The organism is Campylobacter novaezeelandiae, assembly GCF_018968685.1.
In the GTDB taxonomy this organism is placed as follows: Bacteria; Campylobacterota; Campylobacteria; order Campylobacterales; family Campylobacteraceae; genus Campylobacter_D; species Campylobacter_D novaezeelandiae.
This window is the reverse complement of sequence record NZ_CP076657.1, coordinates 1,196,194-1,220,914: the sequence shown is the minus strand read 5'-3', so window position 1 is coordinate 1,220,914 and position 24,721 is coordinate 1,196,194. Positions and strand designations below refer to the sequence as shown.

At 28.2% G+C, this 24,721-nt stretch carries 25 protein-coding genes, 2 tRNA genes, 1 rRNA gene and 1 pseudogene; 12 read left to right on the top strand and 17 right to left on the bottom strand.

What is annotated here, in order from left to right; translation table 11 throughout:
* Positions 1 to 30 precede the first annotated feature (30 nt).
* The 6 genes and pseudogenes from CNZW441b_RS08295 to mqnE form a co-directional block, all read right to left on the bottom strand.
* Positions 31 to 556, bottom strand: a pseudogene (locus CNZW441b_RS08295) (RND family transporter); the annotation flags it as partial.
* Positions 557 to 1,126, bottom strand: coding sequence for an MlaC/ttg2D family ABC transporter substrate-binding protein (locus CNZW441b_RS06215; protein WP_131165878.1), 570 nt, complete (start codon positions 1,124 to 1,126; stop codon positions 557 to 559).
* Positions 1,127 to 1,134: 8 nt separating this feature from the next.
* Complete coding sequence (locus CNZW441b_RS06210) at positions 1,135 to 1,833, bottom strand: MlaA family lipoprotein (protein WP_131165877.1); 699 nt, start codon at positions 1,831 to 1,833, stop codon at positions 1,135 to 1,137.
* A gap of 22 nt (positions 1,834 to 1,855) precedes the next feature.
* Positions 1,856 to 2,299 carry a phosphoribosyltransferase gene (locus CNZW441b_RS06205; protein WP_131165876.1) on the bottom strand — a complete coding sequence of 148 codons (444 nt, stop codon included), beginning with the start codon at positions 2,297 to 2,299 and terminating at the stop codon, positions 1,856 to 1,858.
* Complete coding sequence (locus CNZW441b_RS06200) at positions 2,296 to 3,624, bottom strand: NCS2 family permease (RefSeq protein ID WP_131165875.1); 1,329 nt, start codon at positions 3,622 to 3,624, stop codon at positions 2,296 to 2,298. The genes CNZW441b_RS06205 and CNZW441b_RS06200 overlap by 4 nt, the downstream gene beginning before the upstream one ends.
* Positions 3,625 to 3,633: 9 nt before the next feature.
* A complete protein-coding gene (gene mqnE, locus CNZW441b_RS06195; RefSeq protein WP_131165874.1) occupies positions 3,634 to 4,698 on the bottom strand; it encodes an aminofutalosine synthase MqnE in 1,065 nt (354 codons plus the stop codon).
* A 206-nt stretch (positions 4,699 to 4,904) separates the two neighbouring features.
* Here mqnE and glmS point away from each other — a divergent pair, with 206 nt between their 5' ends.
* Entirely contained in the window at positions 4,905 to 6,701 is a 1,797-nt protein-coding gene (gene glmS, locus CNZW441b_RS06190; RefSeq protein WP_131165873.1) for a glutamine--fructose-6-phosphate transaminase (isomerizing), read from the top strand.
* 115 nt (positions 6,702 to 6,816) lie between these two features.
* Positions 6,817 to 8,205 (top strand): class II fumarate hydratase, encoded by a 1,389-nt coding sequence (fumC, locus tag CNZW441b_RS06185; protein WP_131165872.1) that lies wholly within the window; start codon positions 6,817 to 6,819, stop codon positions 8,203 to 8,205.
* A gap of 18 nt (positions 8,206 to 8,223) precedes the next feature.
* Here fumC and CNZW441b_RS06180 read toward each other — a convergent pair whose 3' ends face one another.
* The gene (locus tag CNZW441b_RS06180; protein ID WP_131165871.1) at positions 8,224 to 8,832 is read right to left on the bottom strand and encodes a putative metalloprotease CJM1_0395 family protein; all 609 of its coding nucleotides are present in this window, start codon (positions 8,830 to 8,832) and stop codon (positions 8,224 to 8,226) included.
* 101 nt (positions 8,833 to 8,933) lie between these two features.
* Here CNZW441b_RS06180 and CNZW441b_RS06175 point away from each other — a divergent pair, with 101 nt between their 5' ends.
* On the top strand, positions 8,934 to 9,296 hold the full coding sequence (locus CNZW441b_RS06175) for an HIT family protein (protein WP_131165870.1): 363 nt from the start codon (positions 8,934 to 8,936) through the stop codon (positions 9,294 to 9,296).
* Positions 9,297 to 9,360: 64 nt separating this feature from the next.
* Positions 9,361 to 9,933: a YceI family protein gene (locus CNZW441b_RS06170; RefSeq protein ID WP_131165869.1), complete on the top strand. Its 573-nt coding sequence runs from the start codon at positions 9,361 to 9,363 to the stop codon at positions 9,931 to 9,933.
* A gap of 2 nt (positions 9,934 to 9,935) precedes the next feature.
* On the opposite strand, the gene CNZW441b_RS06165 is transcribed toward CNZW441b_RS06170, so the two are convergent.
* Entirely contained in the window at positions 9,936 to 10,883 is a 948-nt protein-coding gene (locus tag CNZW441b_RS06165; RefSeq protein WP_131165868.1) for a hypothetical protein, read from the bottom strand.
* 308 nt (positions 10,884 to 11,191) lie between these two features.
* Here CNZW441b_RS06165 and CNZW441b_RS06160 point away from each other — a divergent pair, with 308 nt between their 5' ends.
* A complete protein-coding gene (locus CNZW441b_RS06160) occupies positions 11,192 to 11,782 on the top strand; it encodes an IMPACT family protein (protein WP_131165867.1) in 591 nt (196 codons plus the stop codon).
* Here the strand turns inward: CNZW441b_RS06160 and CNZW441b_RS06155 are convergent.
* The 9 genes from CNZW441b_RS06155 to CNZW441b_RS06115 form a co-directional block, all read right to left on the bottom strand.
* A complete protein-coding gene (locus tag CNZW441b_RS06155; protein ID WP_131165866.1) occupies positions 11,779 to 12,123 on the bottom strand; it encodes a hypothetical protein in 345 nt (114 codons plus the stop codon). The two genes, CNZW441b_RS06160 and CNZW441b_RS06155, sit on opposite strands and share 4 nt — an antisense overlap.
* 45 nt (positions 12,124 to 12,168) lie before the next feature.
* Entirely contained in the window at positions 12,169 to 12,501 is a 333-nt protein-coding gene (locus CNZW441b_RS06150) for a hypothetical protein (protein ID WP_131165865.1), read from the bottom strand.
* Entirely contained in the window at positions 12,494 to 14,071 is a 1,578-nt protein-coding gene (gene abc-f, locus CNZW441b_RS06145) for a ribosomal protection-like ABC-F family protein (protein WP_216681312.1), read from the bottom strand. The genes CNZW441b_RS06150 and abc-f overlap by 8 nt, the downstream gene beginning before the upstream one ends.
* A 71-nt stretch (positions 14,072 to 14,142) precedes the next feature.
* Positions 14,143 to 14,604: a hypothetical protein gene (locus CNZW441b_RS06140; RefSeq protein ID WP_216681311.1), complete on the bottom strand. Its 462-nt coding sequence runs from the start codon at positions 14,602 to 14,604 to the stop codon at positions 14,143 to 14,145.
* Positions 14,605 to 14,769: 165 nt separating this feature from the next.
* Positions 14,770 to 15,399, bottom strand: coding sequence for a toxin-antitoxin system YwqK family antitoxin (locus CNZW441b_RS06135; RefSeq protein WP_216681310.1), 630 nt, complete (start codon positions 15,397 to 15,399; stop codon positions 14,770 to 14,772).
* Between the two features lie 11 nt (positions 15,400 to 15,410).
* On the bottom strand, positions 15,411 to 15,950 hold the full coding sequence (locus CNZW441b_RS06130) for a hypothetical protein (protein WP_216681309.1): 540 nt from the start codon (positions 15,948 to 15,950) through the stop codon (positions 15,411 to 15,413).
* A 2-nt stretch (positions 15,951 to 15,952) separates the two neighbouring features.
* Positions 15,953 to 16,261 (bottom strand): hypothetical protein, encoded by a 309-nt coding sequence (locus CNZW441b_RS06125; RefSeq protein ID WP_131165860.1) that lies wholly within the window; start codon positions 16,259 to 16,261, stop codon positions 15,953 to 15,955.
* Positions 16,258 to 16,725 carry a hypothetical protein gene (locus tag CNZW441b_RS06120; RefSeq protein ID WP_131165859.1) on the bottom strand — a complete coding sequence of 156 codons (468 nt, stop codon included), beginning with the start codon at positions 16,723 to 16,725 and terminating at the stop codon, positions 16,258 to 16,260. Before CNZW441b_RS06120 ends, CNZW441b_RS06125 begins: the two co-directional genes overlap by 4 nt.
* Before the next feature lies 1 nt (position 16,726).
* Positions 16,727 to 17,164, bottom strand: coding sequence for a hypothetical protein (locus CNZW441b_RS06115; protein WP_131165858.1), 438 nt, complete (start codon positions 17,162 to 17,164; stop codon positions 16,727 to 16,729).
* A gap of 163 nt (positions 17,165 to 17,327) precedes the next feature.
* Between CNZW441b_RS06115 and CNZW441b_RS06110 the strand changes: the two genes are divergently transcribed.
* The 7 genes from CNZW441b_RS06110 (at position 17,328) to CNZW441b_RS06080 (ending at position 24,456) form a co-directional block, all read left to right on the top strand.
* The gene (locus tag CNZW441b_RS06110; RefSeq protein WP_131165857.1) at positions 17,328 to 17,537 is read left to right on the top strand and encodes a transcriptional regulator; all 210 of its coding nucleotides are present in this window, start codon (positions 17,328 to 17,330) and stop codon (positions 17,535 to 17,537) included.
* Between the two features lie 41 nt (positions 17,538 to 17,578).
* Entirely contained in the window at positions 17,579 to 18,778 is a 1,200-nt protein-coding gene (locus CNZW441b_RS06105; RefSeq protein ID WP_216681308.1) for a glycosyltransferase family protein, read from the top strand.
* Positions 18,762 to 19,505, top strand: coding sequence for a pilus assembly FimT family protein (locus CNZW441b_RS06100; RefSeq protein ID WP_131165855.1), 744 nt, complete (start codon positions 18,762 to 18,764; stop codon positions 19,503 to 19,505). Before CNZW441b_RS06105 ends, CNZW441b_RS06100 begins: the two co-directional genes overlap by 17 nt.
* 326 nt (positions 19,506 to 19,831) lie before the next feature.
* A complete protein-coding gene (locus tag CNZW441b_RS06095; RefSeq protein ID WP_216681307.1) occupies positions 19,832 to 21,952 on the top strand; it encodes a methyl-accepting chemotaxis protein in 2,121 nt (706 codons plus the stop codon).
* 738 nt (positions 21,953 to 22,690) lie between these two features.
* A 16S ribosomal RNA gene (locus CNZW441b_RS06090) occupies positions 22,691 to 24,204 on the top strand.
* Positions 24,205 to 24,298: 94 nt separating this feature from the next.
* Positions 24,299 to 24,374: transfer RNA gene (locus CNZW441b_RS06085), tRNA-Ala, on the top strand.
* A gap of 5 nt (positions 24,375 to 24,379) precedes the next feature.
* Positions 24,380 to 24,456 (top strand) — tRNA-Ile (locus tag CNZW441b_RS06080).
* Positions 24,457 to 24,721: the final 265 nt, after the last annotated feature.

Genomic DNA, 24,721 nt, shown 5'->3' with positions numbered 1-24,721 from the left:
GATTTGCTTTATATTTTTGATCTAAAAGTTGATTTAATTTTAAATCAGGATTTAAATAAATGATTAAAGCTGTAGTTGTTCCGTCTTTAGAAATGATATTATTTTTATAAAAAGGACTATTTAGAATTTCATTTTTAGCTTTGCTTAAATTGATATCTTTAAAAGTAATATTTGGGATATTTTTAATAAGTTCTTTTAAATCTGTTTGATCGCTACTTTGGAGAAGAGGTGCATTGATAATACTTAAAACACGTTCAACATTATAAGAATTTTCTAAATCTTTATGTATTTTTTTTAATTTTTCTAAACTTTGTTTTGAAAAAGGATTAAGATCTTTTGGTTTAAAAGCTATGATTAAAAAATCATCACTCTTATAATCTTTAGATATTTCTCTAAAGATTTTTAAATCTTTGTCATCTTCTAAAAGAAGACTATCAGCACTTGCATCAATTTGCAGTTTTAAAGAAAAGAAACTTAAAATGATGCAAAAAGCTAAAGTGCTAATTAAGGTAATTTTAGGATAAGTAATAATTTTTTTTAGAAAATAAATTAGCATTTAGTCTATGTTGATATCTTTAATCTTTTTCATGAGAGTGTTAAAGTCATTATTTTCCAAAATATCACTAAATTGGGAGCGATAAGTTTGGATAATGCTTATACCTAAGACATCTACATCATAAATAAGCCAATTATTATTTTGATTATAAAATTTAAATATCACGTTTTTTTCTTCCCCATCAATTATCATTGAGCTTGTTAAAAAATAACGATTTTTATTTTTTTCTTCGCCGTATTTTACTTTTAATACTTGATCTTTATAAAGATTTAGTTTATCGGTGAAGCTTTTTTTAAGATTTTCTTCAAAGGCTTGTGTAAATTTTTCTTGTTCTTCTTTGCTTAAGTTATTATAATATTTTGAAAGAGAAAGTTTTGCCATAAGTTTATAATCAATTATATGGTCAAAAAGTTTAAAAATTTCCTTTGCAGCTTCTTTTTTATCCCCTTTTGTATTTTGCAGGATCTTAAGACTTTGATCAATATTTTTTTGCATTAAACTTTCAATTTCATCTAGCTTTAAAGCAAATACATTTAAGACAAGAGCTAAAATTAAAAATATTTTTTTCATTTTTTTCCTTATTTACTAATTTCTATACGTCTTTGTTCATAGGCATCACGTAAAAATGGATAAAGATTTGGAGTATTGTGATAAATTTCATCAATCTCATCAATTCTGAAAGAAATTTCATTGCCATAAGCATAAGCACTTATTGCAAAACTCGCCCAATCAGGATTGATATAAGCACTAGGATATAAAAACCAATCAACAGGTAAACTTAAAGAATCTCTTAAATTACTAGGTCCAAGTATCGGTAAAACAAGGTGAAATCCACTGCCTATACCCCAATGAGCTAAAGTGCTTCCAAAATCTGCAGGATATTTTTTTAAATGTAACGCATCAGCAGCATTCATTATCCCACCAAATCCTAAAATAGTATTAGCTATAAAACGTTTGCTTTCTTCTCCAGCATGTTCAAATTTAAATTGTAAAGTATTATTTATGAATCTTAAAGGAAAGGCTAGATTATCAAAAAAATTTTTAACACCTATTCTAAAGGCCTCAGGAGTGATTTTTTTATATGCTACAAGGGTAGGTCTTAAGGCATAATCATATAAAAAAACATTAAAGCGTGTCATAACTTTGTTGTAACCTGATAAAGGATCATTTACTTTGTATTGTGAAAATTCATCTTCAAAGTCGTTGATCTCATTGGCAAACGTAAAATTGGCAATTAAAAAGAAAAGTAAAATAATAGCTTTTAGTTTCAAATGCATCCTTAAAAATTTTTAGAGCTTATTAATCAATAAGAATATCCCAATAAAAATTTACCCACTCTGTTGCTTCTTTGGTTTTAAATTCAGGGATTAAAAGAGCATTTTTTTTGTAAAAAATTGTAGCTACTTTTAGATCAATATGGGTAAATTTTTCTTCTAATACTCTTTTAATTTCTTTGATGCTCTCTCCGCTATCTACGATATCATCAACTAAAAGAATTTTTTTATAAGCATTAAGATCAGGGATATTAAAGATTTTAATAGTATCTAATTTTTGTGTGTCATTATAATGTATAGAATTAAGACTAAAAAGATTGCGTGTATTTAGAGCTACTGCTAAAGAATGTCCAAGGCTCATTCCTCCTCTTGCTATAGCAACTATAGCATCTGGATTAAAATTATCTTTAATCTCTCTTGCTAAAGTTTTAACATCATCTTCAAATTCATTATAAGAGTAAAAAATCATATTTTTCCTTCTAAAGCAATTAATAAAAAGTTTCCTAAAGAAATGAAAGATAATATTATGATACCCATATTAAGTTTATCCCATTCTTTTTTAAATATACGCACAAGTAAATAAGAGATAAAACCAAAAGCAAAGCCTGTTGTTATAGAATAAGTAAAAGGCATCATAATTATAGTAAAAAATGAAGCAACAGCTATAGCATCATCTTTAAAATTAATATTTCTTACTTCCATAAACATCAAGATTCCGACCATTATTAATACTGGATTAATGGAATTAGCAGGTATAGCCTTAAATAAAGGAAGTAAAAATAATGTTAAAATAAAACAAAATGCAACAACTAAAGCCGTAAGTCCAGTTCTTCCACCGCTTTCAACCCCTGTAGTGCTTTCAACAAAGGCGGTAACAGTTGAAGTTCCTACTATGGATCCGATTGTAGAACTTACAGCATCACTGGCTAAAGTTTTTCCTAATTTTTTCTCTCCTTCTTTAGGATCATCAAAAATTTTTCCTCTTTCTCCAACTCCTGTAATAGTGCCCAAACTATCAAAGAGTTGAGTAATTAAAAAGGTTAAAATAACTGGAATCATAAAAATATTTAAAGCACTTAAAATATCTAGTTTGGCAAAAATACTACCTAAGCCATTTTCTTGGCTAAAATTTGGAAAAGAAAAAAAATGCTCAGGAAATGAAGCATTGTTGATATTAAATACCCAAGCAATAATGGAGCTAAGCAAAATTCCTATAATAAAAGCTCCTTTTATTTTTATAACCCATAAAAATAAAATTAAAATAAGTGTAAAAATTCCAAAAAGAACATTAGGATCACTAAAATCTCCAATGCGCACAAAAACATTATCATCTTTAGCGATTACTCCCATTTGTCCAAGTCCTAAAAATGTTACAAAACATCCAAGTCCTGCACACATTGCTAAACGTAAATCTTTAGGAATATTACGTATAATCCAAATTCTAAAATTTGTAAAAGATAAAAGCAAAAAAATAAAACCTGATATAAAAACGGCACCTAGTGCACTTTGCCAAGATATATTTTGAGCTAGACAAACACTAAAAGTAAAATAAGTATTCATACCCATTCCAACACTCATAGCTACAGGAGTATTGGCAAAAAAAGCATTAAAAGCACTTGCTATTATGGTAACTAAAGCAGTGGCAATGATTAATCCCTCTAAAGGCATGCCAGAATTACTCATTATATGAGAATTTACAGGTATGATATAAATCATAGTTAAAAAAGTTGTAATACCAGCAATAATTTCTGTTTTAACATTGGTATTATTTTGTTTGAGTTTGAAAAAATCCATTTTTAAACCTTAATAAGTTTTAAGTTCGTTATATAAACTATCGCGTTCTACTGGAATTAGATTTGAAGTTTTTATCATATCGATAAAGGTTTTTAAATTAACCCCATTAGCACTTTTTGCTCCTCCAGCACTTTGTATACTTTCTTTTTCTATAGTTCCATCAAGATCATTAGCTCCAAATTCTTGAGCTACCATAGCAAGATTAAGTCCCATAGTGGCCCAATAGGCTTTAATGTTTTTAATGTTATCTAAAACAATTCTTGAAATAGAAATTGTTTTTAAAATTTCCTCACTATCCATAATTTTATCTGCTTGAATGAAACTATTGTTTCTTTGCCATACTAAAGGAATAAAAGCATTAAAACCATTTGTTTCATCTTGCAAAGCTCTAAGTCTTAGCATATGATCAATACGATGTTTTCTTTCTTCTATATGTCCAAAAAGCATTGTAGCATTGCTTTGTTTGCCTTTTTGATGCCAAAGTTTATGAATTTTAAGCCAGTTTTTGCTACTTACTTTTCCTTTGCAAATTTTGTCACGTATTGTTTCATCAAAAATTTCAGCCCCACCACCTGGCATACTATCAACGCCATATTCTAACATTTTATTGATTACTTCTTCATAACTCATGTTAAAACGTCTGTGCAAAAAGTCAATTTCTGCTGCTGTCATAGCTTTAATATGGATTTTTGGATATTTTTCTTTTATCATTTTAAAAATTTCTAAATACCATTGCCAAGTTGTATCTTTGTTGTGTGCTGAAACAATATGAATTTCTTTAGTTCCTCTTGCAACAGTTTCATCTACGATCTTTATAATTTCTTCATGGGTCATTATATAAGGGTTGGGATTTTTTCGATGCGCCGAGAATGCACAAAATTTACAAGTATCAGCACAAATATTAGTCGGATTAATATGGCGATTTGCATTAAAATATACTTTTTTGCCGTGAAGCTCAAAACGTTTTTTTTGAGCATATTTGGCTAAAACAAAAAGATCTAAATCCCAAAGTTGATTTGCCTCTTCTTCATTTAGCCTTGATTGATTTTCTAGCTTTGTAATTAGATTTTTCATAATAAATTTATAATTCCGTTGTTTTTATAATTTTAGCATTATAAATTTAGCTTACTGAAAAAGAGTTTATAAAATTTTATTTAAAAATAAATTTCTTGTTTTAAGTAAAAATAATTAAGATTATTTATAGTGTTTTAAACTGAATAGAATTTATTTAAAAAAAGAAGTTAAAATTAAAAATAAATTATATAAAAGTAGGTATAAAAATGTGTGGTATTGTAGGTTATATAGGCAATAAAGAAAAAAAACAAATTATTTTAGATGGATTAAAAGAGCTTGAATATAGAGGTTATGATAGTGCTGGTTTAGCTGTTATGAAAGGATTGGAACTTGATTTTTTTAAAGCTGTTGGAAAACTTGAAAATTTAACAAACAAATGTGCTAATTTTACAAGCGAGGGCTATGGTTTTGCTATAGGGCATACAAGATGGGCAACACATGGTAAAGCAACTGAGATAAATGCTCATCCACATTTAGGAGAATATTCTTGTGTAATTCATAATGGAATCATAGAAAATTATAAAGAAATTAAAGATAAACTAGAGAAAAATGGAATTTCATTTTTAAGTCAAACAGATACCGAAGTGATTGTTAAGCTTTTTGAATTTTATGCTAAAGATTTAAATGCTTTTGAAGCTTTTAAACATACTGTAAAAGAGCTTAAGGGAGCTTTTGCTATTTTACTTCTTAGTAAAAAGGATCAAAATAAAGTTTTTTTTGCTAAAAATGCTGCTCCATTAATTATAGGAAGAAATTCACAAAATGAACTCTTTTTTGCATCAGCAGATTCTCCTTTGGTTGGTCTTAGTGAAGAAGTTATTTATCTTGAAGATTTAAGTTTTGGTTATGCCAATAAAGATGAGCTTGTTATTTATGAAAATGATGAATTAAAAAATAAATCTTTTTCTAAATTATTAAGTGATAAATCTTACGCAAAAAAAGATGGTTTTAGATTTTTTATGGAAAAAGAAATTTATGAGCAAAGCAGAGTATTAAGTGAAGTTTTAATGGGTAGGGTTAATGGAGATGAGGTTATTTTTGATGAGCTTGAAAATGAAGACTTAAGTGATATAAATGAAATTACCTTATGTGCTTGTGGAACTAGTTATCATGCAGCACTTGCTAGTGCTTATTTGTTTGAAAGGATTGCAAAAATTAAAGCCAAAGTAGAAATTGCAAGTGAATTTAGATATAGGGAAGCTATTATTTCTAAAAATTCTTTATTTATTGTGATTTCTCAAAGTGGCGAAACAGCAGATACTTTAGAAGCTTTGAAAATTGCCAAAGAAAAAGGTGCTAGAACTTTTGCCGTTTGCAATGTAGATAATTCTAGTATCGTGCGTTTGGCGCATTTAAGTCTTTTAACGCGTGCTGGAATTGAAAAAGGAGTAGCTTCAACGAAAGCATTTGCAACGCAAGTTTTAACGCTTTGGATGTTAGCTATTTTTATGGCTCAAAAGAAAAATCAAAATTTAAATGATGAAATTAAAGCTTTACTCCATATACCAAATTGTGTTGTTGTAACACAAAAATTACACGATAAAATTCATAGAATTTCTAAAAGATATTTAGATGGACATGGTTTTTTTTATATAGGTAGAGATGTATTTTATCCTTTAGCTTTAGAGGGTGCTTTAAAATTAAAAGAGCTTTCTTATTTACACGCAGAAGGTTATCCAGCAGGAGAGATGAAGCACGGACCTATAGCATTGGCTGATTCTAAACTTTATACTATTGCTTTAATGCCAAAAAATATGCTTTATGAAAAAACAAAATCAAACGTAGAAGAATTGATTGCCAGAGATTCTACTCTTCTTAGTATTTCTCCTTTGGAATTTGATTTAAGCGATGATTTTATTAGAACAACAGAGCAAGAACACTATATGTGTGAATTTTTTGAAATGATGCTTATCACTCAACTTTTGGCAATGGAAATATCAATAAGGCTTGGTAATGATGTTGATATGCCGCGTAATCTTGCAAAAAGTGTAACGGTTGAATAAATGTGTAATTTTATCTCAATTGAAAGTATTTTTTATCTAAGGTCATTATTTTAAAGTTTAATTTATATTAGTTTTAATTAATATAAATTAATTTTTTAATTAAAAGGAATTTATTATGCAGTATAGAGTAGAACGTGATACTATGGGAGAAATTCAAGTTTTAGATGATAAATATTGGGGGGCTCAAACTCAAAGAAGTTTTGAAAATTTCAAAATAGGCAATGAAAAAATGCCAAAGGTTTTAATTTATGCTTTTGCCAACCTTAAAAAAGCTTTAGCTATAGTAAATAATGATCTAGCTAAACTTGATAATGAAAAAAAAGACGCTATTATAAAAGCTTGTGATGAAATTATAGAGGGAAAATTTGATGATAATTTTCCGCTTGCTATTTGGCAAACAGGCTCTGGAACTCAAACAAATATGAATTTAAATGAAGTAATAGCAAATCGTGCTACTGAAATTCTAGGCGGAGATTTTCGTAAAGAAAAATTAATACACCCAAATGATCATGTAAATATGTCTCAAAGTTCAAACGATACTTTTCCGACTGTTATGCATATTGTTTGCGTTGAACAAATTGAAAATAAACTCATTCCTTCATTGGATAATTTAATTGCTGTTTTTGAGCAAAAAGTAAAAGAATTTAAAGGAATTATTAAAATTGGACGCACCCATTTACAAGATGCTACCCCTCTAACTTTATCTCAAGAATTTAGCGGTTATTTATCTATGCTAATACATACACGCAAACAAATATTACTTTCTTTAGAGAATTTAAGAGAGCTTGCTATAGGAGGAACAGCTGTTGGCACAGGTCTTAATGCTCATCCAGAACTTTCTCAAAGAGTAAGCGAAGAATTAACTAAAATCATTGGAATAAAATTTGTTTCTAATCCAAACAAATTTCATGCTTTAACAAGTCATGATGCTATAGTTTTTGCACATGGAGCTTTAAAAGCTTTAGCAGCGAATTTAATGAAGATCGCAAATGATATTCGTTTTTTAGCTTCTGGTCCAAGATGTGGTTTTGGCGAGCTTATTTTGCCTGAGAATGAGCCTGGAAGTTCTATAATGCCTGGCAAGGTAAATCCAACCCAATGTGAAGCTTTAACTATGGTTGCTGTTCAAATTATGGGAAATGATGTCACTATAGGTTTTGCAGCATCGCAAGGAAATTTTGAACTTAATGTTTTTAAGCCTGTAATTATTTATAATTTTTTACAAAGTCTTGATTTATTAAGTGATGCTATGAATTCTTTCAATATACATTGCGTAGAAGGCATTAAACCTGATAAAGAAAAAATAGCATATCATTTAAATAATTCTTTAATGTTAGTAACAGCTTTAAGTCCACATATTGGCTATGAAAACGCCGCTAAAGTTGCAAAAAACGCTTATAAAAAAGGGATATCTTTAAAACAAAGTGCTATGGAACTTGGATTGATTAGTGAGAAAGATTTTGATCGTTTGATAAATCCTGCTGATATGGTAAATGAAATCTAAGCTTATAAAGCTTAGATTTTAAGAAGCTATATTAAAATTTAAACTTAAATCTAAAGAATTATTTTTATAAATATTGCTAACAAAATTTTTAAAATCTTTATTATTTTCAGTTTTATTTGTGTTTTCGTTTTGTTCTTTATCTTTTTTATCTTGAATGTTTTTTTCAGCTTTAAGCTTTACTGCTTCAGATCTTGCTTCCATTTCAAGTTTAAGAGCATTTGCTGCAACTTTATAATCTTGAGGACTAGGATTAGCAGGTGCCATAGCTGCTGAAGCAATTTGTCTTGCATTAGCTATGGTTTCATCTGGGGTATTGCCCTTTTGCATACGTATAGGAACTTCTCCAGATACTGCATACATTTGATTGTCAGGACCTTTAACATAGCTATAGCTTGCTCCACCCGCTAAAGATCCTCCAGCGGCCTGATGTGCTGCTTCATGGGCTTTTACTTCTCTATCTGTACTTTGTAATTCTCTTAATTGTTGTATTTGTTTAGCATCAAGTTCTAGACCATTGACAACTTGTTTTTGTGTATCGTCTTCATTTTTATCTTTATTATTTAAAGTTTTATCGGAGTTTTGTTGAGCAAGATTTAAAGAATAATTTGTGTTAAAATTAATATTCATTTTAAAAACTCCTTTACTTTAAAAATGTATATTTTATTTTATCTAAATTTTTATAAAAATAAAAATTTTGTAGAATTCAATAACAGTTTTAAGGAGTTTAAATGATTTATGAAAATGAGTTAATTTATATAGAAAAAGAAAATTCTCAAATTCCTTGGATTAAAATTTTTACTAAAGAACCTTATAAAGAATTTAGTGATTGTCCTAGTTTTTTACAAGAAGAATTATTTAAAAAAATTTTAGCATGTGAAAAAGCTATGATTCAATTTTATAGACCTGATAAAATAAATATAGCATCTTTTGCAAATTATGTTCCAAGGGTGCATTTTCATATAATGGCAAGATTTAAAGAAGATGCTTTTTTTCCTGAGTGCATGTGGGGTAAGCAACAAAGAGATGAAAAAGATTTAAATTTAGCTGATTTTAATGATTTTATTAAATTTTTAATAAAATCTTTTGATTAATGCTTAGTTAATTTTTACTAAATAAAATATTTTTGTTTTTAATAAAATATATTTAGGAGAAAAAATGAAAAAAATTTTTTTAAGTTCTATTTTAGCTTTTTCTTTGTTAGGAAGTGTAGCTTTTGCTAAAGAATATACGCTAGATAAATCACATACAAATGTTGGTTTTAAAATTAAACATTTGCAAATTAGCAATGTTAATGGGAGTTTTAAAGACTATAATGCTATAATTGATTTTGATCCAACAACTTTTGAATTTAAAAAATTAGAAGCAACAATTAAAGTATCTTCAATCAATACAGAAAATCAAACAAGAGACAATCATTTATTGCAAGATGATTTTTTTAAAGCAAAAAAATATCCAGATATGACTTTTGCGATGAAAAAATATGAAAAAATTAGCAATGAAAAAGGAAAAATGACAGGAATTTTAACTATAGCCGGTGTGTCTAAAGAAGTGGTATTAGATACTGAGATTGGTGGAGCAATTAAAACAAAAGATGGCAAAGAAAAAATAGGTTTTACTTTAAGCGGTTTAATTAAACGTTCTGATTTTAATTTTGCTTCTAGTGTTTCAACAATAACTTTAAGTGATGATGTAAAATTAATTATTGATTCTGAGGCACTTGAAAAATAATCTTAAGGGAGTTCTTCCCTCAAGATTATTAAACTTTCTTTAATGCTATTTTGATTATTTTTTAAAAATATTTTAAATTCTGGTTTAAATTTTTCGTTTTCAAGGCATATTTCTGTATTTTTTAACAAAGATTCTATATAAGAGAGATGAGTTAAAGCTGTATTTTCGTCTTTAAATATAAAAATAAAATCATTCTCCACTATAAAAATTTTAGCTTTTAAATATTTTAAAGTTTTAGCAATTTGTTTTAAAATAAGTTTTTTATAGCTTTCTTTTATAAATTTGAATTCTGTAAAATGAAGCAATGCTATACTGAATTCTTTTTTTCCTTTTATAAAATACATAAGTTTTTTTTCATTTGGAAATTTGGTCAAAGGATCAAAAAAGATATTTTTATAAGCTTGACAAAGAAGATAAATGCAAAAAAATATACTTGAGAGCTCAAAATATGATACTTTTAAAGTGCTATTAAATAAAAATTGTATGTAAGCTCCTATGAATGCAATTATATAGAAAAATTCCTTTTTTTTAAAACATATAAAACTTAGAAATATAAGTTCAAAAATAAAAAATATCAAACTTAGCTCGCTTATAGGATTAAAAAAGCTAAAAAGATGAAAATTAAGCATTGAAGCATTAAATTCTGTATTTTTAATCAATATAAACCCTAGAATTGATATTAAAAGAAAAAATACTACTATGCTAATATTTTTTTTATCAAAAATAAGATCATTTTGTTTTTTTAAAGAGAGTATAAAAAATACAAAAGGTAAAAATAACGAAGTAAAAAGATGAACTTGAAAAGTGCTAGCATAAAAATAAAATAATTTAAAAAATATAAAAGCAAAATTGATGAAAAATATTTTTGTATTTTTAAAATAAAAGGATAATAACAAAGCTAAAATTTCAAAAATTAAACTTGAAAAACTTAAAAATTCTAAAAAAAACATAGATTTACCTTATAATTCTTAAAATTTAGAATAAATTTTTTATTTAAAAGCTAAAATTAATTATTAATTTTTATAGATTAACTTCAATCAATTAATTTTAATTGATTTGGAAATAGTATTAATATTTAAGTCAAATTTTCTTAAATATTTCAAGCTAAATTTTGATTATAGCTAAATTTTAATATTTTAAAAAGATTTTTTTATGATTTGATCATTTTTGAATTATGATTTTTGTATAAATTTTGATTAAATCTAATAATATTTCAACAAGAAATTAAAAAATATTATCTAGTTTTAAAAAGGTGTAAATGAAAACTATTGTTCAAGTTTATCAAAATAAAATAGAAGTAAAAAAATCTACTTTTTGGGCATTTTTATGTCCTTTTGAAGAGTTTAAAAATTTACTTGAAAAACTTAAAAAAGATCACCCAAAAGCAGTTCATTTTGTTTATGCTTATAGAATTTTAAACGAATTTAATCAAATTATAGAGGATAAAAATGATGATAAAGAACCAAAAGGTACTTCTGCAATGCCTGCTTTAAATGTTTTAAGGGGGAATGAACTTATTAATACAGCTGTTATTATTGTTCGTTATTTTGGAGGAATTAAGCTTGGCACGGGTGGGCTTGTAAGAGCTTATAGTGAAGCAGTTAATAAGGCAATTGAGAATGCTATTTTAAAACCTTATGAAATTCAAAGGACGATTAAAATTTCTATCAATTTAAAAGTTTTTAGTCGTTTTGAATATTTTTTTAAAAAATTTTCTATATCTTCTAAAAAAGAATTTAAAGAAGATATAGTATTAATAACACTTTATTTAAATGAAATTCAAGAGCAAGAATTTGAAATTTTTTTAAAAAATTTTTCTTTTAAAGATTTCAAATTCTTATCAGTTTAAATCATTCCTAAAAGTTCATTTAAAACTTTATTTTGTGTATTTTGTTCATTTTGATTTGAAAATTGTGATTGCATTTGTAAGCTTTCATTTTGTCTAAAACGATAAGAATACAAATTTGAATTTAAAGCATAAGAACTTATAGTAGAGTTTTTTTCTGGTGTGATTTCATTTTGAGTTTCTAAAGAAGTTTGTTGCTTTTGATCGCTTTCATTTGAAAGCATATCCATAAAGCTTTGTTGATCGCTAGAAGAAAAATCTTCAACTTCTTTATTTACCTGTTTATAAACCCCGCTTGAAACATCATATTCATAAGAGCTTATGATTTTAAAATTTGTTTGCATTATTTCTCCTTTTAAAAACGAAATTATGCAAGCAAAAAATGTTCCTTAATCTCCGCACGGAGCAATAAATTCAGGATCTAATTCGTGATTTTTGATAAATTCTTCTTTAGCTTTTTTACAATTTTGATCCCTTAATTTTCTATATTCATTGCGAATTTGAAGTTCTTTTTCGCTTAATTTTCTATCTTCTAAAAAACTAATATGAAAATAAGTGTCATCTGCTTTAGAATATTTTTTATAAAAGTCTATATAATCAAAATAGTCTTTTCCATTGTCAAATTCAACAATTTCTTCTATATAAATAGTTGGTCCAAAGCCTTTATGATTTTGTGTGAAGTGACCAAAACCAGCACTGTATTGAATTCTAAATTTAGCCATTTTTTTCTCCTAAAAATTCTTCATAACTTCCGCGAAAATCCAAAAGTTCTCCATCTTTTAATTCCCAAATGCGATTTGCAAATGAGCTTATTAACTCTCTATCATGACTAATGCAAAGTGCCACCCCTTTAAAATTATACAAAGCTTCCCCTAAGGCTATAATACTTTCAAGATCTAAATGGTTATCTGGCTCATCTAAGATTAAAAAATTCGGTTTTTCTAGCATAAGTCGTGAGAGCATTAAGCGATGTTTTTCGCCTCCACTTAAATTAGCTGCCATTTTTTCTTGTTCGCTTCCGCTAAAGAGCATTCTACCTAAGCATTTGCGAATTTCATCTAAATCTTTAAATTTTTCACTCATAAGCCATTCGTAAAGTTTTAAATTTTCATTTATAATATTGCTTGTATCTTGTGGAAAATATCCAAGTTCCATTGTAGCACCCAAATGCACATTGCCGCTATCTGGATTTATTTCATTCATAATAATTTTAGCAAGAGTAGATTTGCCAACCCCATTAGCACCAATTAATGCTATTTTGTCATTTTTTTCTATTTTTAAATTTAAATTTGAAAATAGTTTTTTATCATAAGTTTTAGAGATTTCTTTAAATTCTAAGATTTCATTACCTATTTCTCTGCTAGTCCTAAATACTATACTAGGATCGCGTCTTGTTGAGATTTTAATTTCTTCAAGTTCTAATTTTTCTAAAGCTTTGGCTCTACTTGTAGCTTGTTTTGCTTTTGAAGCATTGGCACTAAAGCGACGAATGAAATTTTCTAATTCTTCTTTTTCTTTTAAGGCTTTATCTCTTTTAAGTTCTGCTTGTTTAGCAAGTAGGGTAGAAGCCATATACCAATCATCATAATTTCCTGCAAAATCTCTAATCTGTTTAAAATCTACATCTAAAATTCGTGTGCAAATTCTATTTAAAAAATGTCTATCATGAGAAATCACAACTAAAGTTCCCTCATGCCTTAAAAGTTCATTTTCAAGCCAAGAAATGGCTTCTAAATCAAGGTTGTTTGTGGGCTCATCTAAAAATAATACATCAGCACCTAAAAATAACACTTGAGCAAGCAAAACCTTAAATTTATCCGCACTTTTTAAAGTGCTCATTAAAGCATCAAAATCTTTTATTTTTAAAGAACTTAAGATTTTTTCACAACGCACTTCACAATCATAGTTTGGATCCTCTTCGGCACATATCATTTCAAGTTCGCTTAAGCGTTCATTGATTTCATCTGTAAATTCTTCGCTCATATAAAGCTTTTCTTTTTCTTTTAAGGCCTCATATAATCTTTTGTTTGCACACATTACTGCATCTTTGATAGTGTAATTTTCAAAGGCAAATTGATCCTGTCCTAAAACAGCGATTCTTAATCCTTCATCAAAAACTACTTCTCCACTACTAGCTTCTATTTCATTTGAAAGAATTTTTAAAAAGGTTGATTTTCCTGCACCATTTGCACCAATTAGCCCATATCTTTGCCCTCGAACAAGCTTTAAATTTACATTTTCAAATAAAAGTTGATTGGCAAAACGCATAGTAAGATTTTTTACTTCAACCATACTTATCCTTTGTTTGCTAAAAAATTTATTTGAAAATTGTAACGAAAGAGACTTGAATTTTAATTTTAAAATTAAATTTTTTGATAGTTAAAAATAAATTCCATAATTTTATTATAATTTTCTTTTTTAATTTTTTTATAAACTAAAAATAAATCAACTCCCCACCAAATAATGCCACATATTAAAAAAATACAAAAAAATACAAAAAAGATTTCAGATAAATCTGTATCTTGTTCATAATTTGTTCCTAAAATAAGAAACAATATACAAGGAAATAAGGATAAAACCAAGCGTAACGATCCTAATATATAATCTTTCATCATAAATCTATCAAGTGCTAAGAAACCTAAACATAAGCAACCACTTATTATACTAGCAATTAAAGGTTTTATAGGATCTTGAAGTTTTAAAAATACTAAATTGGATAAAATCTCTTTTTTATTTTGCAATTGTTCAAATTTCATTCTTATATTAAAGAGATCTTCTTGATTTATTTTATCTTGGATATTTAAAAGAAAAACATTATCATCCATATTTTCTCCTTTTCATGTTTAAAACAAGTAATTTATAAAAGGTAAAACGTAACTCTTTAGTTTTAAAATAATTAAAGAGTTACTACAGGTATCAAGCATTAGTTTTAATAAATGCCAATTTTGTAAAAAAGAAATAAAATTATTTTTTTGATATATTTAATCTCTTTAATTTTTAGGTTTTTGTATTAAAACACCATTTTTAAATTCTTCTTCTTTTATAATCTCTCCATTTCGATAATATCTAAAAATTCCATCTTTTTTGCCATTTTTAAAGTTTCCCTCAAATATTAGAGCACCATCTTGATCATGCTCTTTTTGTTCGCCATTAAGTTCACCATTATCATTATAATTCTCTTCTTTAGCTATTTGTCCATTAGCATAGTATTGTTTATAAATACCACTTAAACCATCTTTTTTTGATTTTGTAATGATATAATTTCCACTTTGATAAACTTGACCATTGTCAAAATAAGTTTTAAATTCTCCAATAGGTTTATTATTTGAGAAGTTATATTCTTCTTGAAGATTACCATTTGGATAAAAACTTTTATATGCCCCTTCTTTTTTACCATCTTTATAATTTGTTTCAGACGCTATTTGTCCATTATCATAGAATTCTCTTTTAACTCCATGAACTCTTGATTCTTTATTATAAGGTGTTTCACTTCTTAAATTTCCATTTGGATAGTTTGTTGATTGCACTTTTACCACTCCACTTGGTTGTCCAGGAAAATCACTTCCACAACCGCTTAATAATACTGCAATTATGCTACAAGCACTTAAAAATTTTGTCATTTTTACTCCTTTTAATTATCTAAAAATTCTACATAAATTTTTGTACCATCATCTGTGTATCTGGCACTATAACGCACACTTTCTTCTACATCACCTCCTTTAAATAAAGCTCCTTTTAAAGATCCATTTTTATATCTTTGAAACATTTCTTTGGGCATTTGGGGATAAGTAATTGTTAGGGTTGCTTGACAATAAGTGATTTTTTTGCTTTCATTTTCTTCTGTGATAAAATCACTAAATTGGGTATAAATAAATTCATTGGCATATTCTTTTAAATCAAATAATGATTTAAAACTAGCTTTTAAAACTCCTAGTGTATCAGTGGATAATAAGGCTTCTAATTCTCTTAAGTCCATGCCATTAAGACTTAAATATAACGCTTTTAAAGACTTTTCATCAAGTCCATATTCAACATAAATCCATTCATCCTTATCTAAAATTTCTTTTAAGGTTTGCAAAACTACTTCATCATTGCATTTTGGTTTAGTATCAAACCAAAATGCATAAGAAAAAGAGCTAAGGCAAAGTAAAATGATTATAATTTTTTTCATTATTATTCCAAATATCCCATACAAGCTTCAAAATTATTTTGATCAAAACTAAATTGAGTTATTCTTAGTATTAGATCTTGTATTTTTTTAATATTTTCTTGTGTTTTAGGCAAAGAGTCAGCTTCTATTAGTTCTTCTTTAAAATGATTAGCTGTTATACTTGCGGCACAATTACAAAAATTTTTCATTTTTGTATTTCCTTGCATACAATTAGTTGTAAAACCTTGCTTAAAGTCTTGCAATGTATTAGCAAAAGCTAAATTTACTAAAAAGATATAAGGGATTAACATTATAATAAGAGCTTTTTTCATTGTATTTCTTTCAATGCTTTTTCAATTTTTTTTAAAAGTTTATTGCTTTGTGTATCTATATAAGGATCAATTTCTTTCTTATTTTCAGGTGCAAACCATTCTTTGTTTTCTAAAACATCATCAAAATTTTCTTTATGATTTTCTTTTAGTATTGCCTCCCAAAATTCAATAGTATTTCCTCTGGTTCTTGTTGTTAGAATTAAAATATCTATATCTTTTTGAGAGAGTTCTAAAAGTATATTATAAGTTTTTTCACTAACTCTTTTGATATCACCACAGCTAATAAAAGCTAAATTTTTATTTTCTATATTAATTAAAGCAATAAAATCACCCGAATCTAAATTTTTAATTTTTTCTAATTTATTTTGTTCTTGCTCTAATATTTTTAAAAAAGTTCTTGTTATGGTGCTAGTTTTACCTGTATCAGCAGAACCTTTTACTTGCAAGAAATACTTAATTTTCATTTTATATTCCTTCAATAATTTTATTTATTTTTTCAAAATTTTGCTTTCTTAGTTTTTTACCTACTAAAAACATATCTACAATCCACCAAATCCAAACAGCATACGTCAATAAATTATAAATATGTAGTAAAATTCCAGTTACACCTACAATTACAACAAAAATACCAAGAATAATTGAAGCAATAACAAGTCCTAAACGCACAAAACCTAAAACCATATCCCCTATCATAAAGCGTCCAACGCCAAGAGAGCCAAAGAAAAAAGTTCCTACCCAAAAAACCAAAGCAGGACTTTGTAGCTTGATCGTCAAAAGCTGTGTTGCTACTTGTTTTTGCTTATCTTCGTTGAGACGTTCGAATTTTTCCTTTAGTGTCACTGCAGATATACCATCTTTTGGCAGTTTATCTCCAATACTAAGTAGTAAAGAGTTAAAATCCATATAAAATCCTTTATAAATATTTAGAGTCGAATTATTGCTAATAAAAACTTAATAAATATTGAAATATTAAATATTTATTTAAAAATTAATTGAATATTTCAATTGTTTTTAATAAAGAAAAATTTTTATAAAATCATTAAATTTTAAATATTAAGGAAAAGTTTTGCCTAAAAAAACCAAACGAGATATGGCGTATGAATTGGATATTGATGTTAGCACTTTGTATAATTGGAGAAAATATAAGCCTAATTTATATCGTATCGTAATGCTTGGTTTTAAATTTGATGAGTTTTTAGAGCAAAGCAAGAAAAACTATGAAGAACTTTTAAAGATAGAGCAAAAGATAAATGAAGAGCTTTTAAAATACAAATGATTTAAGAAATTTATTAAGTTTATTTAAGCTAGAATTAGCTTATGAAAGAAAACAAATATTTTAAATATTTTATTTTATTATTAGGTTTAGATTTATTGGCCCTTTTTTATGGAATTTCAACTTTAAGCATTAGCGCTGATGAAGCTAAGATTTATTTTGATAGCAAAGGCTTGCTTTATTATATAAGCCATTTTGGAACTTTTATTTTTGGACAAAATGATTTTGGCTTGCGTATGCCTTTTGTGATCATTCATATTTTAAGTTGTATTTTATTGTATTTGCTTGCCAAAAAATACAATAAAACAGATAAAGATGTTTTTTTCTCTTTGTTTCTTTTTATTTTATTGCCTGGGAGTGTAGCTAGTGCTTTGCTTGTAAACGAAGCTTCATATGTAATCTTTTTATCTTTAGCTATACTTTGTGCTTATGAATATGAGAAAAAAATTTTATTTTTTTTGCTTTTGCTTTTTGCTTTTTTTGTGGATAAGTCTTTTATTGTTTTGTTTTTGACTTTTTTCTTTTTTGGAATTTATAAGCGCGATATTTTTCTTTTTTCTTTTTCATTTTTTCTTTTTTTATCTTGTGTATTTTTTTATGGCTTTGATGTAGGAGGTAAACCCAAAGGTTATTTTTTGGATACTCTTGGAATTTTTTCTCTTTGTTTTTCACCTTTGATATTTGTTTATTTTTTTTATGTGATTTATAGATTGGCTTTTAAAAAAAATAAAAATCTGCTTTGGTTTTTAATCAGCACAACTTTTATTTTTTGTTCTTTGCTCTCTTTAAGGCAAAAATTATCCTTAGAAGATTTTTTACCTTTTTGTGTGATTTGCACCCCTTTACTCATAAAAGCCTTAATGCAATCTTATCGCGTAAGATTGCCAGAATTTAGAAGTAAATATAAGATTCTTATTAGACTTAGTGTTTTATTTTTGGTTATATTTTATTTGCTTATTTTAGGCAATCATATTTTATATTTTTTTATAAAAGATCCAAAATTACATTTTGCTTATAATTATCATATTGCAAAAGAGTTAAGCATAAAACTTAAAAAAGAAGGTATCAATGAGGTTCATACAACTTCTCCTGCTTTACAAAAAAGATTACGTTTTTATGGTATTAAAAATAGTTCTAAATTGTATTTAAAAGATGGATTAAAAAATAAGAATTTAAAAACCATTGCTATAAAACTTGGAAAACATAAAATCAATTATCAACTAAGTTATGAAAAAAGCTTTTAGTTTATTAGAACTTGTTTTAGTTGTATTTATTATAGGGATTATTTTTGGTTTGGTAAGTTTTTATAAGCCAAAAGATAGATTATTAGAAGGAGCTATACAAATTCTTAATGATATTATTTATACAAGAAATTTGGCTATGCTTCAAGGAAGTTTTAGAATAGGGGAGTTAAATATCGCAAAAAGAGAGTGGTATAAAAATAAATGGCAACTTTATTTTATAAAATCTTTCTCTGCAACAAATAATGAACAAACTTACACGATTTTTTTAGATAAAAATGGAGATGGGAATGCTAATTTAGGCAAAACCGAAATTAATCTTGATAGAGAAATTGCCGTAGACATTTTAAATCCTACAAAACTTATGAATTCAGGACAAAGTGGAGTTATTTCTAAATTTGATAAAAAAGCAAGTAAAAGATTTAATATAGAAGAACAATTTGGTATTTCTTCTGTGGAATTTAAGGGAGCTTGCAGTGGAAGTACAAGAGTAGTTTTTGATCAATTAGGCAGATTATATTCTCCGCTTAAAAATGCAAAAAACGTCTACGATAAGAGCCTTGCTAAGAAGAATGAATCTTGTATTATAAGATTAAGATCAAAAACCAATAAGCAAGTTTGTATAGTTATTGATTCTTTAAGTGGTTATGCTTATATCCCAAAATTTAAAAATCTTAATGAGCAATATGTTTTATTTAAAAACTCTTTAAAACCTTGTTCCAAAATTTAATAAATTAATTAAATAATTTTATTTTGAAAAAGACTTATAAATTTGAATTATTATTTTATTTTTAGTTTCAAAGAATTTTAAAATATATGTTATGTATTTTTTTTGAGTATAATGAGAATTTTATTTCGTATTTGGTTTAGCGTTTTTAAGCATACATTTGCCCATAAGGCTAGTGAAATTTTAGAAAGGAGTTATTAATTTAATAATTTTTATCTTGATTTTTGGATTTAGTTGAATTTAGTTTCTTTAAAATGATTTATGAGTTAAGTTGAGTCTATAAAATTTTTAAATTTTTAAGATTATGATTTATTTATAAAGGAGTTTTTATGTTCTTTAGATCTTTAAATATCGGGTTAAAACTTGTTTTGTCGGTTGCTATAGCAATCATTATAGGTATGATAATTTTAGTAAGCATTGTCTCTGTTGAAGTTGCTTCTAATATGGAAAAAGAAGCCAAAGATTCAATCTTCTTAACTTCAAAAAGATACGTAAATTATATGGAAGGCATTTTAAACGAATCAGTGGTATTAACAAAAGGTATTGCTGCTTCTTTAAATGCAATGTTTGAACAAAATGATCAGGTTGATATAGATGTTATTGAAAGCCTTATGAAAAATACTTTTGATAGTAGCGGTTATGCAGCTTATACTTTTCTTTACTTAGAAGATCCTTCAGTATTAAGTAAAACTCATACATTAGATAGTCATTTTACAAGTGATAATGGTAATACTTTTGCAATGATCTTTTTTGATGAAACTACAGGAAAAGCTGGTGGAATAAAAACAATTAAAACTCCAAATAGTTTTTCTAACTTGGCAATTATAAAAGAAATAAAACAAAAAGCTAGATATGGGGATAAAGATACTTTATTTGTAGGACCTCCAACAAAATTAAATTACAATGGAACTGAGTTTTTAGGTATAAATTTTGGTATGCCTATTTTTAGTAAAAGTGGTAAATTTGTAGGTGTCATGGGATATACTTTAGATTTCTTAGAGGTTTCTCAAACTATACTTGATCCAAAATTAGATTTTTACGAAGGTGATTTAAGATTTTTAATGACAGATAGTGGAGTTATTGTTATACATAAAAATAAAAACGCTATATTAAAAACTTTACCTGATATCAATAAAGATCCTTCTGCAAACTTAGTAGTAGAGGCTGTAAAAGCACATAAAGATACAATATTAGATAATTATATTGCTTCAACAGGAGATCCTAGTTATGCTAGTGTAACAACCTTTACCACAATGGGTGATTCAAGTCGTTGGAGTATGGTTGTCACAGCACCTAAAAAATCCGTTTTAGCGCCTTTATATAAACTACAATTTGTTTTAATTGGTATTACTATACTTATATTAATAGCAATTTTAGTTGTTGTTTATTTTTGTGTACGAAAAATAGTAGGAGCTAGAATTCCAATTATATTAAAATCTTTAGAAAACTTTTTCCGCTTTTTAAACTATGAAAAAATCGAAGTAAAACCTATTGTAATCAGTTCTAATGATGAGCTTGGAAAAATGGGAGCAATGATCAATGAAAACATACTCCAAACTAAACAAGGTTTAGAACAAGATAATCAAGCAGTAAAAGAAAGCGTAGGAACAGTTCAAGTAGTAGAAAAAGGAGATTTAACTGCAAGAATTACTGCAAATCCTAGAAACCCACAATTAATTGAACTTAAAAACGTTCTTAATAAACTCTTAGATGTTTTACAAGAAAAAATAGGTTCTAATATGAATGAAATCCAAAGAGTATTTAATAGTTATAGAGCCTTAGACTTTACAACAGAAGTAAAAGATGCTAAAGGTGCAGTTGAAGTAACTACAAATGCCTTAGGACAAGAAATTATTAAAATGTTAAAACAAAGCTCTGACTTTGCAAATTCTTTAGCAGATGAGAGTGGAAAACTTCAAACTGCAGTTCAATCTTTAACAAATTCTTCTAATTCTCAAGCAGCTTCATTAGAAGAAACAGCAGCAGCATTAGAAGAAATTACTTCTTCTATGCAAAATGTTTCTCAAAAAACAAGTGATGTTATCACTCAAAGTGAAGAGATTAAAAATGTAACAAGTATAATAGGTGATATTGCAGATCAAATCAACCTACTAGCACTTAATGCTGCAATAGAAGCAGCTCGTGCAGGAGAACATGGACGAGGCTTTGCTGTTGTTGCTGATGAAGTTAGAAAACTAGCTGAGAGAACTCAAAAATCTCTAAGTGAGATAGAAGCTAATACTAACTTACTTGTTCAATCTATCAATGATATGGCTGAATCTATAAAAGAACAAACTACAGGTATTACTCAAATCAATGAAAGTGTAGCTCACATAGATCAAACTACTAAAGACAATGTTGAGATTGCAAATGAATCAGCACTTATTTCTAATACAGTAAGTGATATAGCAAGTAATATACTTGATGATATAAAGAAAAAAAGATTTTAATATACCAAAGAGCCTTTAGCTCTTTGGTATTGGATAATTGAACTAATGTTATAGCTAGAGAGAATTTTTACCCAAATAAACCATCTCTTAGCTTTAATTTTGGAGTATTAAAAAATATTAGATTGAATTCAGTATATTAAGTAAAATAAGTATATTAAGTATATTAAGTATATTAAGTATATTAAGTATATTAAGTATATTAAGTATATTAAGTATATTAAGTATATTAAGTATATTAAGTATATTAAGTATATTAAGTATATTAAGTAATAATCTATTTCAAGAGAGTTTATAATTTCATAGATCTTTATAAACCACAACCACAAAATAATAAAATTTTTCTCAAATTAACCCCAAATTCTAAACCTCATTTAATCTCCCCTTAAGCTTATTAGGAATATAATCTCATTTCTTTTTTACATTTTACAAAAAAGCCTTAAAAGCATTTTTTAAAATAATAAAATAGTTGTATTAAATAATACTTTGATAAAAAGTAGTTTTTTATTTTTAAAATAAAAACTATGGATTATATTATTTTTAATTTTTTCACTATTTTATTTTAAGTAAAAAAGTTTTGTTCTTTTAATTTAATATTGTTTTCAAATCTTATAGTCAATCTTTGAAATCTAAATAAGTGATCGATTGAGCCAGATTATAATTATAAAAAATATAAAGATTAAACTAGTTTTTAATCAAATACTTTTTCTTTGAAGAAAAAGATTAAACTATCTATAAATTATTATGGAGAGTTTGATCCTGGCTCAGAGTGAACGCTGGCGGCGTGCCTAATACATGCAAGTCGAACGATGAAGCTTCTAGCTTGCTAGAAGTGGATTAGTGGCGCACGGGTGAGTAAGGTATAGTTAATCTGCCCTACACTGGGGGACAACACTTAGAAATGAGTGCTAATACCCCATACTCCTATTTAACATAAGTTGAATAGGGAAAGTTTTTTCGGTGTAGGATGAGACTATATAGTATCAGCTAGTTGGTAAGGTAATGGCTTACCAAGGCTATGACGCTTAACTGGTCTGAGAGGATGATCAGTCACACTGGAACTGAGACACGGTCCAGACTCCTACGGGAGGCAGCAGTAGGGAATATTGCGCAATGGGGGAAACCCTGACGCAGCAACGCCGCGTGGAGGATGACACTTTTCGGAGCGTAAACTCCTTTTCTTAGGGAAGAATTCTGACGGTACCTAAGGAATAAGCACCGGCTAACTCCGTGCCAGCAGCCGCGGTAATACGGAGGGTGCAAGCGTTACTCGGAATCACTGGGCGTAAAGGGCGCGTAGGCGGATTATCAAGTCTCTTGTGAAATCTAATGGCTTAACCATTAAACTGCTTGGGAAACTGGTAATCTAGAGTGAGGGAGAGGCAGATGGAATTGGTGGTGTAGGGGTAAAATCCGTAGATATCACCAAGAATACCCATTGCGAAGGCGATCTGCTGGAACTTAACTGACGCTAAGGCGCGAAAGCGTGGGGAGCAAACAGGATTAGATACCCTGGTAGTCCACGCCCTAAACGATGTATGCTAGTTGTTGGGGTGCTAGTCATCTCAGTAATGCAGCTAACGCATTAAGCATACCGCCTGGGGAGTACGGTCGCAAGATTAAAACTCAAAGGAATAGACGGGGACCCGCACAAGCGGTGGAGCATGTGGTTTAATTCGAAGATACGCGAAGAACCTTACCTGGGCTTGATATCCTAAGAACCTTATAGAGATATGAGGGTGCTAGCTTGCTAGAACTTAGAGACAGGTGCTGCACGGCTGTCGTCAGCTCGTGTCGTGAGATGTTGGGTTAAGTCCCGCAACGAGCGCAACCCACGTATTTAGTTGCTAACGGTTCGGCCGAGCACTCTAAATAGACTGCCTTCGTAAGGAGGAGGAAGGTGTGGACGACGTCAAGTCATCATGGCCCTTATGCCCAGGGCGACACACGTGCTACAATGGCATATACAATGAGACGCAATACCGCGAGGTGGAGCAAATCTATAAAATATGTCCCAGTTCGGATTGTTCTCTGCAACTCGAGAGCATGAAGCCGGAATCGCTAGTAATCGTAGATCAGCCATGCTACGGTGAATACGTTCCCGGGTCTTGTACTCACCGCCCGTCACACCATGGGAGTTGATTTCACTCGAAGCGAGGATGCTAAAATAGCTACTTTCCACAGTGGAATCAGCGACTGGGGTGAAGTCGTAACAAGGTAACCGTAGGAGAACCTGCGGTTGGATCACCTCCTTTCTAGAGTACTAAAGTAATAAGTCTCACAACTATTACTTCAATCAAACTCAATCATCCTTGTTTAGATTTCAAAGATTGATGAAAAGCTAATTTTGGGGAATTAGCTCAGCTGGGAGAGCGCCTGCTTTGCACGCAGGAGGTCAGCGGTTCGATCCCGCTATTCTCCACCATATAAGGGCCTATAGCTCAGCTGGTTAGAGTGCACCCCTGATAAGGGTGAGGTCACAAGTTCAAGTCTTGTTAGGCCCACCATAGGATTAAGATTTGAAAAAAGGTTTAAATCTAAAGTAAGTATATTTAAATTATATAATTTTTTATATATTTACTTTAGGTTTTACCTAAATGTTCTTTTACTTATCAATGTTAAGAGTCACAAGCAAGTTTTAAAAAACAATTTTACTAAGCTTGTTAAAGAATAAGATTTTATATTTTTCTTTAGTATAAATATTATCTAAAGTTGAGTTTTAATATTTATTTATAAGTATTAAATGCTTTCCGTCTTGAATATAAAAGACTT

What these genes read in the sequence shown, in the direction of transcription:
- CNZW441b_RS06150 (WP_131165865.1), bottom strand. Translation starts at nt 12,501, where the DNA reads ATGGCTAAATTTAGAATTCAATACAGTGCTGGTTTTGGTCACTTCACA.
- CNZW441b_RS06115 (WP_131165858.1), bottom strand. Translation starts at nt 17,164, where the DNA reads ATGGATTTTAACTCTTTACTACTTAGTATTGGAGATAAACTGCCAAAA.
- CNZW441b_RS06125 (WP_131165860.1), bottom strand. Translation starts at nt 16,261, where the DNA reads ATGAAAAAAGCTCTTATTATAATGTTAATCCCTTATATCTTTTTAGTA.
- CNZW441b_RS06210 (WP_131165877.1), bottom strand. Translation starts at nt 1,833, where the DNA reads ATGCATTTGAAACTAAAAGCTATTATTTTACTTTTCTTTTTAATTGCC.
- CNZW441b_RS06215 (WP_131165878.1), bottom strand. Translation starts at nt 1,126, where the DNA reads ATGAAAAAAATATTTTTAATTTTAGCTCTTGTCTTAAATGTATTTGCT.
- CNZW441b_RS06205 (WP_131165876.1), bottom strand. Translation starts at nt 2,299, where the DNA reads ATGATTTTTTACTCTTATAATGAATTTGAAGATGATGTTAAAACTTTA.
- CNZW441b_RS06165 (WP_131165868.1), bottom strand. Translation starts at nt 10,883, where the DNA reads ATGTTTTTTTTAGAATTTTTAAGTTTTTCAAGTTTAATTTTTGAAATT.
- CNZW441b_RS06130 (WP_216681309.1), bottom strand. Translation starts at nt 15,950, where the DNA reads ATGAAAAAAATTATAATCATTTTACTTTGCCTTAGCTCTTTTTCTTAT.
- CNZW441b_RS06105 (WP_216681308.1), top strand. Translation starts at nt 17,579, where the DNA reads ATGAAAGAAAACAAATATTTTAAATATTTTATTTTATTATTAGGTTTA.
- CNZW441b_RS06200 (WP_131165875.1), bottom strand. Translation starts at nt 3,624, where the DNA reads ATGGATTTTTTCAAACTCAAACAAAATAATACCAATGTTAAAACAGAA.
- CNZW441b_RS06140 (WP_216681311.1), bottom strand. Translation starts at nt 14,604, where the DNA reads ATGGATGATAATGTTTTTCTTTTAAATATCCAAGATAAAATAAATCAA.
- CNZW441b_RS06095 (WP_216681307.1), top strand. Translation starts at nt 19,832, where the DNA reads ATGTTCTTTAGATCTTTAAATATCGGGTTAAAACTTGTTTTGTCGGTT.
- abc-f (WP_216681312.1), bottom strand. Translation starts at nt 14,071, where the DNA reads ATGGTTGAAGTAAAAAATCTTACTATGCGTTTTGCCAATCAACTTTTA.
- CNZW441b_RS06135 (WP_216681310.1), bottom strand. Translation starts at nt 15,399, where the DNA reads ATGACAAAATTTTTAAGTGCTTGTAGCATAATTGCAGTATTATTAAGC.
- CNZW441b_RS06100 (WP_131165855.1), top strand. Translation starts at nt 18,762, where the DNA reads ATGAAAAAAGCTTTTAGTTTATTAGAACTTGTTTTAGTTGTATTTATT.
- CNZW441b_RS06160 (WP_131165867.1), top strand. Translation starts at nt 11,192, where the DNA reads ATGAAAACTATTGTTCAAGTTTATCAAAATAAAATAGAAGTAAAAAAA.
- CNZW441b_RS06120 (WP_131165859.1), bottom strand. Translation starts at nt 16,725, where the DNA reads ATGAAAATTAAGTATTTCTTGCAAGTAAAAGGTTCTGCTGATACAGGT.
- CNZW441b_RS06155 (WP_131165866.1), bottom strand. Translation starts at nt 12,123, where the DNA reads ATGCAAACAAATTTTAAAATCATAAGCTCTTATGAATATGATGTTTCA.
- fumC (WP_131165872.1), top strand. Translation starts at nt 6,817, where the DNA reads ATGCAGTATAGAGTAGAACGTGATACTATGGGAGAAATTCAAGTTTTA.
- mqnE (WP_131165874.1), bottom strand. Translation starts at nt 4,698, where the DNA reads ATGAAAAATCTAATTACAAAGCTAGAAAATCAATCAAGGCTAAATGAA.
- CNZW441b_RS06175 (WP_131165870.1), top strand. Translation starts at nt 8,934, where the DNA reads ATGATTTATGAAAATGAGTTAATTTATATAGAAAAAGAAAATTCTCAA.
- CNZW441b_RS06170 (WP_131165869.1), top strand. Translation starts at nt 9,361, where the DNA reads ATGAAAAAAATTTTTTTAAGTTCTATTTTAGCTTTTTCTTTGTTAGGA.
- CNZW441b_RS06180 (WP_131165871.1), bottom strand. Translation starts at nt 8,832, where the DNA reads ATGAATATTAATTTTAACACAAATTATTCTTTAAATCTTGCTCAACAA.
- glmS (WP_131165873.1), top strand. Translation starts at nt 4,905, where the DNA reads ATGTGTGGTATTGTAGGTTATATAGGCAATAAAGAAAAAAAACAAATT.